General features: G+C 71.4%; 7 protein-coding genes. 3 read left to right on the top strand and 4 right to left on the bottom strand.

The genetic code is table 11. The features are described 5' to 3' along the window. A partial coding sequence (locus tag ABEB09_RS34470) for an NAD-glutamate dehydrogenase (RefSeq protein WP_345694185.1) occupies positions 1-4,186 on the bottom strand: 4,186 nt, incomplete at its 3' end. Between the two features lie 396 nt (positions 4,187-4,582). On the opposite strand from ABEB09_RS34470, the gene ABEB09_RS34465 reads away from it, so the two are divergent. After that, on the top strand, positions 4,583-5,149 hold the full coding sequence (locus ABEB09_RS34465; protein ID WP_345691413.1) for a DJ-1/PfpI family protein: 567 nt from the start codon (positions 4,583-4,585) through the stop codon (positions 5,147-5,149). Between the two features lie 60 nt (positions 5,150-5,209). Here ABEB09_RS34465 and ABEB09_RS34460 read toward each other — a convergent pair whose 3' ends face one another. Further along, positions 5,210-5,878, bottom strand: a complete 669-nt coding sequence (locus ABEB09_RS34460; RefSeq protein ID WP_345691412.1) for an HAD family hydrolase — start codon at positions 5,876-5,878, stop codon at positions 5,210-5,212. Between the two features lie 24 nt (positions 5,879-5,902). Beyond that, positions 5,903-6,409, bottom strand: a complete 507-nt coding sequence (locus ABEB09_RS34455) for a DUF6912 family protein (protein ID WP_345691411.1) — start codon at positions 6,407-6,409, stop codon at positions 5,903-5,905. Between the two features lie 1,331 nt (positions 6,410-7,740). Between ABEB09_RS34455 and ABEB09_RS34450 the strand changes: the two genes are divergently transcribed. Then, positions 7,741-8,124, top strand: coding sequence for an Rv3235 family protein (locus ABEB09_RS34450; RefSeq protein ID WP_345691410.1), 384 nt, complete (start codon positions 7,741-7,743; stop codon positions 8,122-8,124). 113 nt (positions 8,125-8,237) lie between these two features. On the opposite strand, the gene secA is transcribed toward ABEB09_RS34450, so the two are convergent. Further along, the gene (gene secA, locus ABEB09_RS34445) at positions 8,238-11,045 is read right to left on the bottom strand and encodes a preprotein translocase subunit SecA (protein ID WP_345691409.1); all 2,808 of its coding nucleotides are present in this window, start codon (positions 11,043-11,045) and stop codon (positions 8,238-8,240) included. Positions 11,046-11,285: 240 nt separating this feature from the next. Between secA and ABEB09_RS34440 the strand changes: the two genes are divergently transcribed. Continuing rightward, on the top strand, positions 11,286-11,858 hold the full coding sequence (locus tag ABEB09_RS34440; protein WP_345691408.1) for a GNAT family N-acetyltransferase: 573 nt from the start codon (positions 11,286-11,288) through the stop codon (positions 11,856-11,858). Positions 11,859-11,963: the final 105 nt, after the last annotated feature.

The following is an 11,963-nucleotide window of genomic DNA, read 5'->3' as shown; positions in this document are numbered from 1 at the left end:
GGACGATCTCCTCGATGGAGGCGCCGGACTCCTCGCGGAGCCGGTGCAGGAAGGTCGAGCCGCCGGTGTTGACGGTGTCATTGACCAGGACCGTGGTGATGATCTCGCGGCGCAGCGCGTGCGCGTCGATCTGCTCGGCGAACTCCTCCCGCAGCTGCGTCGGGAAGTACGCGTGGAGCAGGCTGCGCAGGTACGGGTCGTCGGGCAGATCCGTGGCGATCAGCTCCTCCGCCACCGTGATCTTGGTGTACGCGAGCAGCACGGCCAGCTCCGGCTGGCTGAGGCCCTTGCCCGCGTTGAGCAGCTCGCGGATCTGCCGGTCGCCCGGCAGGAACTCCAGCGCCCGGTCCAGCGCCCCGTCGCGCTCCAGCCTCCGCATGAAGCGCTGGTGGGCGTGGAGCAGGGACGACGACTGGCGGACCGCGTTGGCGAGGGCGACGTTCTGCGCGTAGTTGTTGCGCAGGACCAGCGCGCCGACCTCGTCGGTCATCTCGGCGAGGATCTTGTTGCGCTGCTTGACGGTCATGTCGCCTTCCGCGACAAGACCGTTGAGCAGGATCTTGATGTTGACCTCGTGGTCGGAGGTGTCCACACCGGCGCTGTTGTCGATCGCGTCGGTGTTGACGCGGCCGCCGGTCCGGGCGAACTCGATCCGGCCGAGCTGCGTCAGACCGAGGTTGCCGCCCTCGCCGACGACCTTGACCCGCAGCTCCTCGCCGTCGACGCGGATGGCGTCGTTGGCCTTGTCACCGACGTCGGCGTGCGACTCGCTGGCCGCCTTGACGTACGTACCGATGCCGCCGTTCCACAGCAGGTCCACCGGGGCCTTGAGGACCGCCTTCATCAGCTCGGCGGGCGTCAGCTTGGTGACGCCGTCCTCGATGCCGAGGGCCGCGCGCATGTGCGCGTTGACCGGGATGGACTTGGCCTGGCGCGAGTGGACACCGCCGCCCGGGGACAGCAGCTCCGCGTTGTAGTCGGCCCAGGAGCTGCGCGGCAGCTCGAACAGCCGGCGGCGCTCGGCGTACGAGACGGCCGCGTCCGGGTTCGGGTCGATGAAGATGTGCCGGTGGTCGAAGGCCGCGACGAGCCGGATGTGCTCGCTCAGCAGCATGCCGTTGCCGAACACGTCGCCGGACATGTCGCCGACGCCGACGACCGTGAAGTCCTGCGTCTGCGTGTCGTGGCCCAGCTCCCGGAAGTGCCGCTTGACGGACTCCCAGGCGCCGCGGGCCGTGATGCCCATGCCCTTGTGGTCGTAGCCGGCCGAGCCGCCGGAGGCGAACGCGTCGCCGAGCCAGAAGCCGTACGCGACGGCCACCTCGTTGGCGATGTCGGAGAACGTCGCGGTGCCCTTGTCGGCGGCGACCACGAGGTACGTGTCGTCCTCGTCGTGGCGGACGACGTCGGCGGGCGGCACCACCTCGCCGGCCACCAGGTTGTCGGTGATGTCGAGGAGCGCCGAGATGAACGTGCGGTAGCAGGCGATGCCCTCGGCGAGCCAGGCGTCACGGTCGACGGCCGGGTCCGGCAGCTGCTTGGCGACGAAGCCGCCCTTGGCGCCGACCGGGACGATCACGGTGTTCTTCACCATCTGCGCCTTGACCAGGCCCAGGATCTCCGTACGGAAGTCCTCGCGCCGGTCGGACCAGCGCAGGCCGCCCCGGGCGACCTTGCCGAAGCGCAGGTGGACGCCCTCGACGCGCGGCGAGTACACCCAGATCTCGAAGGCCGGGCGGGGCGCCGGCAGGTCCGGGATGGCCTGCGGGTCGAACTTCATCGACACGTAGCCGTGCGGCCGGCCGGTGGAGTCGGCCTTCTGGAAGAAGTTGGTCCGCAGGGTCGCCTTGATGACGGTGAGGAAGGAGCGCAGGATGCGGTCCTCGTCGAGCGAGGCCACCTGGTCCAGCGCGCCGTCCAGCTCCTCCAGGATGCCGTCCGTCAGCTCGGTGCCGGCGCGCTGCCGCTCCGGCGCCATCCGCGCCTCGAACAGCGAGACGAGCAGCCGCGTGGTGTGGACGTTGTTGCGGAGGGTGTCCTCCATGTAGTCCTGGCTGAACGTGGAGCCGGCCTGCCGCAGGTACTTGGCGTAGGCGCGCAGCACCATCGCCTGGCGCCAGGTCAGCCCGGCGCTCAGCACCAGCGCGTTGAAGCCGTCGTTCTCGGCCTCGCCGGTCCAGCTGGCCGCGAACGCCTCCTGGAACCGCTCGCGCGCGTCGTCGCCGAGGTAGTCGGCGCCGTTGCGGGCGGCCGGCATGCGCAGGCCGAAGTCGTAGATCCAGGCGTGCGTACGGTCGGCGCAGCGCAGCTCGTACGGGCGCTCGTCGACGACCTCGACGCCGAGCCGGTTGAGGACCGGCAGCACGGCGGAGAGGGAGACCTGCGCACCCGTCTTGTAGATCTTGAAGCGGCGCTCGCCGGGCGCGGCGCCCACGGGCTCGTACAGGGACAGCGCGAAGTCCGCCGCGCCCTCCTGCGCCCCGCGCGTGACCAGCTGCTCCAGCTGGCAGACGTCGCCGACGGCGGAACGCGGCGAGTGGTCGGCCTTGTAGCCCTCGGGGAAGGCCCCGGCGTACCGCCGCAGCAGCTCGGCGGCGCGCTCCTCGCCGACCTCGGCGTCGAGCGCCTCGGCGAAGCCGTCCGCCCAGGAGCGGGCGGCCTCGGCGAGCCGGGCCTCGATCCGCTCGCGGTCGGCGTCGGTGAGGTGCGGCAGCTCGGTGCCGGACGGGACGCGGACGACGAAGTGGAGGCGGGTGAGCACGGACTCGGTGCTCATCAGCGTGAAGTCGACGCTGTTGCCGCCCAGCTCCTCCATGAGGATGCCGGTCAGCCGCTCGCGGACGGTGGTGTTGAAGCGGTCGCGCGGCAGGTAGACGAGGGCCGAGTAGTAGCGGCCGTACTCCTCCTGGCGCAGGTAGAGCCGCAGCCGGCGGCGCTCCTGGAGGTACAGGACGCTGGTGACGATCTCGCGCAGCTGGCCGACGGGCGTCTGGAACAGCTCGTCGCGCGGGTACGTCTCCAGGATCTGCAGCAGGTCCCGGCCGTCGTGGCTGTTGGGCTCGAAGCCGGCGGCGTCGAGGACCTCCGCGACCTTCCGCCGGATGACGGGGACGCGCCGCACGGACTCGGTGTAGGCGGCGGAGGAGAACAGGCCGAGGAAGCGCCGCTCGCCGACCACGTTGCCGTCGGCGTCGAACTTCTTCACCCCGACGTAGTCCAGGTACGACGGGCGGTGGACGGTCGCGCGGCTGTTGGCCTTGGTGAGGATGAGCAGCTTGTGCTCACGGGCCTTGGCGCGGGCGTCGGCGGGCAGCCGGTTGAACGACGGCGACACCGGGTGGCCGTGGGCGTCGTCGCCGCTGTGGTGCGGGTCGGAGCGGAGGATGCCGAGGCCGGTGCCGGGGACGGCGGCGAGGGCGTCGCTGTCGACGAGGTTGTACTCGCGGTAGCCGAGGAAGGTGAAGTGGTCGTCGGCCAGCCAGCGCAGCAGCTCGCGGGCCTCCTCCGCCTCGGTGGGGCGCAGGTCGCCGGCCAGGGGCTCGTCGGGCAGGCCGTCGGCGATGCGCAGCGCGGCTTCGCGCATCTTCTCCCAGTCCTCGACGGCCTCACGGACGTCGGACAGGACACGCAGCAGGTCGGCGGTGATCTGCTTGAGGTCGGAGCGGTCCGTCTCGCGGTCGGTCTCGACGTGGATCCAGGACTCCACGAGCGCGTCGTGCGGGAGCCCGCCGCGCGCCTCGGTGACGTCCCGGTCGACGACCTCGATCAGCTTGCCGGTGAGGTCACGGCGGACGACGACCTGCGGGTGGATGACCAGGTGGATGCCGCGGTTCTGGCGGGACAGCTCATTGGTCACCGAGTCCACGAGGAACGGCATGTCGTCGGTGACGACCTCGACGACGGAGTGGCTGCACGTCCAGCCGTTCTCCTCGACAGTGGGCGTGTGGACCCGCACATTGGCCGTGCCCTGGGGACGATTCTCGGCCAACCTGTAGTGCGACAGCGCAGCGCCGAACACATCGACCGGGTCGCGGTCGGTGAGGTCTTCGGGAGCGGTGTGCAGGTAGTAGCGCTGGAGGTACTCGAGCACCGTGTCCCGGTCGGGCCGGTCCCCGGTCTCGTTCTCAGCTACCCGGGCAGCCCGTTCGAGCAGCTCGGCCTTTGCTTCGTCCAGCTTGGTCTGCATGTCCTCTGGCTCCTGTCGCGCGCCGTTGCGTGACGTAGGTGAAAGATGTGACACGACGCCACGAGGCGGGGTATCCGCTGAGGGGCGGCGTCATGCCGGGATGAGAGACGTCCGGACCGTTCTCGGCCACATGGGGCGGCGCCGTCCTCGGCGCGCCGGCCGGACAGGGAAGATCAACGCCCGCCCGGGCACGGTGGCACACCGGGCGACGGCCGGGGGCTTCGCTGCCCCCACGGCATATCGCGCTGATCACGGGTCCAGGCTATCGCTCCTGACCCCTCGGCCGTCATGAGCCGTATGTGTACAAAAGACGGGCGTGAAGTTTGACACTCTGGACAGCGACAGATGTGCTTCTGCTTCCACCCAGCGCCGACAGCTCCCCCGGAGGGCAGCAGCATGGCACCGAAGATCCTGATCGTGACGGGTGACGCGGCCGAGTCGCTCGAGGTCCTGTACCCCTACCAGCGGCTGCGGGAGGAAGGCTACGACGTCGACATCGCGGCCCCCGCCCGCAAGAGGCTCCGCTTCGTCGTGCACGACTTCGAGCCCGGCTACGACACGTACACGGAGAAGCCGGGGTACACGTTTCCGGCCGATCTCGCCTTCTCGGAGGTCGAGCCGAGCCGGTACGCGGCGGTGGTCATCCCGGGCGGCCGTGCGCCCGAGTACCTCCGCAACGACCCCGAGCTGCGCAAGATCGTCAAGTCGTTCTTCGACGCCGACAAGCCCGTCGCGCAGATCTGCCACGGCCCGCTGCTGACGGCGGCGGTCGGCGCCCTCGACGGCCGCCTCGTCACGTCGTACCCGGCGCTGGAACTGGACATGCAGGCGGCGGGCGCGACGTTCCGCGACCACGAGGCGGTGGTGGACGGCGCCCTCGTCTCCTCCCGAGCCTGGCCGGACCACCCGTCCTGGATGCGCGAATTCCTCCGCGTCCTGCGGACGAAGGCGCCGGTGAGCTGAGCAAAGGGGCGGGCGCCACCGGCGGCGCCCGCCCCCAGGGCCTCTCCGCGCCCGGCGGCCTCAGGCCACCAGCTCCTCCGCCACCGCCACCGCCTCCGCGAGGCTGTCCACGACGGGCACCCCCACCGCCTCCAGGCTGGCGCGGCTGTGCGACCCGCCGGTGTACAGCACGGCCCTGGCCCCCACGTGCGCCGCGGCCACCGCGTCGTCCGCCGCGTCACCGATGACGACAACGCGCTCCGGCGACGCGACGACCCCTTCCAGCGCCAGCAGGTGACGCACCATGTGCTCGGCCTTGCCGGCGGTCGACTCCCCTATCCGCCCGTCCACCCGCACGAACCACTCCTCGATGCCGTGCCGCCGCACGATCGGCAGCAGCCGCTCGTGCGGAGCGAGCGACAGCAGCGACTGCGTACGCCCCACCTCGGCCGCCGCGGCCAGCAGCTCCGCGGCCCCGTCGGTCAGCCCGCAGCCCTCGGCGCGCGACCAGTAGTGGCGGTGGAAGGCGCCGTCCATGACGGCCCACTCCTCCTCGCTCGGCATCCGCCCGAGCAGCCGCTCGTAGAACAGCGGGACCGGTACGCAGTACAGCTCCCGGTACCGGGCCAGCGTGATCGGCTCCAGGCCGATCTCCGCGAAGGCGGCGTTCGTCGCCCCGATGACCGCCTCGGTGTCGTCGAGCAGTGTCCCGTTCCAGTCCCAGACCAGATGCGCGCTGAGCTTCCCCATGGGATGAAAGTACCCAGCAGCCGTTCAGGCGATGAGGCCGGGGATTTCCTGCACCCCGAACCAGAGGAGTTCATGGTCCTCCGCGCCGTCCACCGTGAACTGCGCGTCGTCGTCGCCCATGTCCGCAGCGCCCAGGGCGTCGGCGGCCGCGGAGACGTCCGGCTCGGCGTCGTCGGCGTCGGCGTGTACGGCGGCGGCCTTGGCCAGCGGGACGGGGCCGGCGACCCTGACCTCGCCGACGGAGGAGGGGTCCAGGCCGCGGTCGGGGTCGGCGGTGGCGGCCGTGTCGGGCACGTCGACCGCGACGACGACCCGGCGGCGCGCGGCGGCGGGGTCGGCGGCCAGCAGGCGCAGGGACGCGGCGGCGGCGCGGCTGAGCGCCGCGTACTCCAGCTCCTCGATGTCGTCGGAGACGTACCACTCGCGCAGCCCGGGCGTGACGGCGTACGCGGTCAGCGGCCCGGGGCCGAGTTCGCCCGCCTTGTGCGCCTGTGCGAGACCGGGAAGGGTCAGGGGAACGTACACGCGCATGACAGGCCGCTTTCGTAGTCGGAGACGCCTTTCAGGATACGTGCGCAGGTCCCCCTTCGGGGGCCGGTGCCCGCGCCTCCCGGGGGTTCACCCCGTGCGGTACCCACCCCCTCCCTGCCCACGAATCCGACCGGCCGTGCCACCCGGATAGGTGACATGACCTGCGGCGACGCGTGCGGGAGCAGTCCGTTGCGGCCCCGTCCGACCCGCCCGTAGAAGTGGCCCCGGAAGTTACCCCCGGGTACTCCGGGGCGACAGAAACGGGGACCTCCATGACCACGACGACGACCACCGCGCCGGAAGGCAACGGCCCCCGGGCCGCCCACCGCCCCACCAGGGCGCCGGCCACGACCCCGGCATCCCTCACGGCCACCTCACACCCCGAAGGGCCTCCCAGCGCCGTACAGCGGCCAGGAACGACCACGCCTGCCGCGCGCCAGGGGCACAGGCCCACCACGACTCAGCAGCCCGTCGACGGCCCCGTACCCACGACGGCCGGCACACACGCGTCCACTTCGTCCCGTACGCGGCCCACCGACGCCTCTGCACCTACGCCCCGCGTGGCACACCGACCCACCGACGCCCCCCTGCCCGCGTCCGCCTCGTCCAGCACCCCGCTCACCGACGCCTCCGCACCCACGACGGCCAGCGCGCACCGGCCCACCGACGCCTCCCGTCCTGCGACCGCCCCGGCCCGCACCCGACCCACCGACGGACCCGCACCCACGACACGCGTCGCACACCGGCCCACCGACGCCTCCCGACCCGCGTCCACCCCGCCCGACTCCCGACCCACCGACGGACCCGCACCCACGACACGCGTCGCACACCGGCCCACCGACGCCTCCCGACCCGCGTCCACCCCGCCCGACTCCCGACCCACCGACGGACCCGCACCCACGACACGCGTCGCACACCGGCCCACCGACGCCTCCCGACCCGCGTCCACCCCGCCCGACTCCCGACCCACCGACGGACCCGCACCCACGACACGCGTCGCACACCGGCCCACCGACGCCTCCCGACCCGCGTCCACCCCGCCCACCGACGCTTCCGCACCCACGACGGCCAGCGGGCACCGGCCCACCGACGCCTCCCTGCCCGCGTCCGCCTCGTCCCGCACCGGGCCCACCCAAGCCGGCGCCCCCGCCGCCGCCCCCCGCATCTCCGGCGCACCGCCCCGGCGCCTCCCCGGTGCGCGGCCGGCCGCCGGCACCGCCCCGGGCGGCCGACGGGACTCACGGCGGCCCGGCGGCCCGACCCGAAGCCGCCCCACCGGCCCGGGGGGCCGCCCGGCCGGCAGCAGCAGCAGCCCGACCGTCCCGCTCCAGGTGCGCCGCCCCCTGCCCCCGCACATCGCGTTCGCCGAGCGGCTGCTCGCCGTCCTCAGCGGTGAGCGGCCCGTCCACTGGATGCTCGGCCACACCATCGGCGAGGCGTACGACCAGCTGATCCGGCTCGCCGCCGCCAACCCCCTGTGCGACCCCGCCGAGCCCGGCGGCCGCGGCGCCCGCCCGGTGCTGCGGCGCTGCGGCGGCTCCCCGCCCCGGCCCGGTGTCGTCGAGGCGTACGCGACCATTGCCGCGGGCGGGCGCGTCCGCGCCATGGCGTTCCGCCTGGAGCTGGGCGTCGACCGCCGCTGGCGGTGCGCGGCCGTCGAACTGGGCGGCATCCCGGAGGACCGGCACGCACCGGCCCCAGCCCCGCACGCATAGCCGACCCGACCCGGCCCCGTACGCAGCGCGGGGCCGGGCACGCTCTCGCGCGTACCCGGCCCCGCTACGGCCTCAGTGGTCCCGGCCCCTGGAGGACCGGAGGACCCTGAGGGTCACTTCTTGCGGCGACGGCCGCCCTTCTGCGCCTTGCGCCGCTCCGCCCGCGTCATGCCGTCGGCCTCGGAACGGGCCGACCCGTTGTCGAAGTCGCCCTCGACGATGCCACCCTCGCCGTCCACCGTCGGCGCGGAGAAGTGCAGCCGGTCCGGCCGCTGCGGCGCGTCCAGGCCCTTGGCCCGGATCTCCGGACGGCCCGCGCCCGCCGGCACGGCCTCCTCCTTCGCCAGCGAGGTCTTCGCGGCGGCCTCGACCGGGACCTCCTCGACCTGCTGCTCGACCTGGACCTCCAGGTTGAACAGGTAGCCGACGGACTCCTCCTTGATCCCGTCCATCATGGCCGTGAACATGTCGAAGCCCTCGCGCTGGTACTCGACCAGCGGGTCCTTCTGGGCCATCGCGCGCAGGCCGATGCCCTCCTGCAGGTAGTCCATCTCGTACAGGTGCTCGCGCCACTTGCGGTCCAGCACCGACAGCACCACGCGCCGCTCCAGCTCACGCATGATGTCCGAGCCGAGCTGCTTCTCACGGGCGTCGTACTGCTCGTGGATGTCTTCCTTGACGGACTCGGCGATGAACTCGGCCGTGATCCCGGCACGGTCGCCGGCGGCCTCCTCCAGCTCCTCGATGGTCACCTTGCACGGGTAGAGCTGCTTGAACGCGCCCCACAGCCGCTCCAGGTCCCACTCCTCGGCGAAGCCCTCGACGGTCTCGGCCTGGATGTAGGCGTCGATCGTGTCGTCCATGAAGTGGCGGATCTGCTCGTGCAGGTCCTCGCCCTCCAGGACGCGGCGGCGCTCGCCGTAGATGACCTCACGCTGGCGGTTGAGGACCTCGTCGTACTTCAGGACGTTCTTACGGGTCTCGAAGTTCTGCTGCTCGACCTGGGACTGCGCGGAGGCGATCGCGCGGGTCACCATCTTGTTCTCGATCGGCACGTCGTCCGGCACGTTCGCCATCGCCATGACGCGCTCGACCATCTGCGCCTTGAACAGCCGCATGAGGTCGTCGCCCAGCGACAGGTAGAACCGGGACTCGCCCGGGTCGCCCTGACGGCCGGAACGACCGCGCAGCTGGTTGTCGATGCGCCGCGACTCGTGCCGCTCCGTGCCCAGCACGTAGAGGCCGCCCAGCTCGCGGACCTCCTCCGACTCGGCCTTCACGGCCAGCTCGGCCTTCTCCAGCGCGCCCGGCAGCGCCGACACCCACTCGTCCGGGGTCTCCAGCGGGTCGAGGCCCCGCTGGCGCAGCTCCGCCTCGGCGAGGTCGTCGGGGTTGCCGCCGAGCTTGATGTCCGTACCACGACCGGCCATGTTCGTGGCGACCGTGACCGCGCCCTTGCGGCCCGCCTGGGCGACGATCGACGCCTCACGGTCGTGCTGCTTGGCGTTCAGCACCTCGTGCGGGATGCCGCGCTTGGACAGCTGCTGCGACAGGTACTCGGACTTCTCGACCGACGTCGTACCGACGAGGATCGGCTGGCCCTTCTTGTGCTTCTCCGCGATGTCGTCGACCACAGCGGCGAACTTCGCGACCTCGGTGCGGTAGATCAGGTCCGACTGGTCCTTGCGGATCATCGGCTTGTTCGTCGGGATCGGGACGACGCCCAGCTTGTAGATCTGGTGGAACTCGGCGGCCTCGGTCATGGCCGTACCGGTCATGCCGGAGAGCTTGTCGTACAGGCGGAAGAAGTTCTGGAGCGTGATCGTGGCGAGCGTCTGGTTCTCGTCCTTGATCGGCACCCCTTCCTTCGCCTCGATCGCCTGGTGCATGCCCTCGTTGTAGCGGCGGCCGGCCAGGATACGGCCGGTGTGCTCGTCGACGATCATGACTTCGCCGTCGATGACGACGTAGTCCTTGTCCTTCTTGAACAGCTCCTTGGCCTTGATGGCGTTGTTCAGGTACCCGACGAGCGGGGTGTTCACCGACTCGTAGAGGTTGTCGATGCCCAGCCAGTCCTCGACCTTGGCCACACCGGACTCGTGGATGCCGACCGTGCGCTTCTTCTCGTCGACCTCGTAGTCGCCGGTCTCCTCGATGCCCTTGAGCGGGTTGCCCGGCTCACCGCGCTTGAGGCGCTGCACGAGCTTGGCGAAGTCGCCGTACCACTTCGTGGCCTGGTCCGCCGGGCCCGAGATGATCAGCGGCGTACGGGCCTCGTCGACCAGGATGGAGTCGACCTCGTCGACACAGGCGAAGTTGTGGCCGCGCTGGACGAGCTCGTCCTGGGACCACGCCATGTTGTCGCGGAGGTAGTCGAAGCCGAACTCGTTGTTCGTGCCGTACGTGATGTCGCAGGCGTACTGCTCGCGGCGCTGCGCGGGCGACATGTTGGCCAGGATGCAGCCGACCGTGAGGCCGAGGAACCTGTGCACCCGGCCCATCAGCTCGGAGTCGCGCTCCGCCAGGTAGTCGTTGACCGTGATCAGGTGGACGCCCTTGCCGGACAGCGCGTTCAGATACGCCGGGAGCGTACCGACGAGGGTCTTGCCCTCACCGGTCTTCATCTCGGCGACGTAACCGAGGTGCAGCGCCGCGCCGCCCATGATCTGGACGTCGTAGTGACGCTGGCCGAGGACGCGCTTCGCGGCCTCCCGGACGGTCGCGAAGGCCTCCGGGAGCAGGTCGTCGAGGCTCTCACCGTCCTGGTACCGCTGCTTGTACTCGTCGGTGAGCGCCCGCAACTCGGCGTCGGAGAGGTTGACGAAGTCCTCTTCGATGGAGTTGACCTGGTCCGCGATGCGGTGCAGTTTGCGCAGGATCTTGCCTTCGCCTGCACGCATGAGCTTGTGGAAGACGGACACTGAGGCTGGTCTCCTTGCCGGTCGGGCCTGGCACTAGGTCTTGTCATGGACACTGGCACGGGCACGGCAGGTGGGCCCCACCGCAACGGTCATCGTAAGCGAGGACCCCGCCGCGCCGGGAGGTCCGTCACCGCCGATGACCGACTGCCGCCCTGAAGGACAACGCACGGGGACCCCGGAAGGTGCCGCTGGATCCGAAAAGTGTTCGCCCGTTTCGTCCACCGGTACCAGAATCCCGTCATGGAACCCGTCACCCTCACCTCCGAGCGCCTGCAGCTGCGCACGTTCACGCCCGGCGACGCCGAGGAGGTGCGGAACGCCTGCCAGGACCCCGAGATCCAGCGCTGGATACCGCTCCCGTCCCCGTACGAACTGGCGCACGCGGAGGACTTCACGAGGCGGTACGTCCCGGAGGCCTGGCGCGCCGACACCGAGTACACCTTCGCCGTACGGTCCCGGGACGGCGGCCCGCTCCTCGCGGCCACCAGCCTGCACCACCCCCGCTCCGGTTCCTGGGAGATCGGCTTCTGGACCGCCAAGGAGCACCGGGGCAACGGCTACGCCACGGAGGCGGTCCTGACCGTGGCCCGCTGGGCCTTCACCGAGCTGGCCTGCACCCGGCTGGAGTGGCGGGCCGAGGTCGGCAACACCGGGTCCCGGCTGGTCGCCGAGCGGGCGGGCTTCGTCATGGAGGGCACCCTGCGCGCCGCCCTGGACCACCGCGGCACACTCCGCGACTGCTGGCTGGCATCCCTGCTCCCCTCGGACCTGTCCCTCCCGGCCGGCGTGCCGTACCTCCCGCCACAGGGCTGAGGCGGTGGGGGTCCAGTGATCGGGGCCGGCGGCACGGGTCCGGTGACCGCCTTCCGTATTCCGTAGGGCCCGCCCCGTTGTCAGTGGCGGCCTCTAGCGTGGACC

Origin of the sequence: Streptomyces coeruleoprunus, from assembly GCF_039542925.1 — a bacterium.
In the GTDB taxonomy this organism is placed as follows: Bacteria; Actinomycetota; Actinomycetes; order Streptomycetales; family Streptomycetaceae; genus Streptomyces; species Streptomyces coeruleoprunus.
This window is presented reverse-complemented; position numbering and strand designations above follow the sequence as displayed.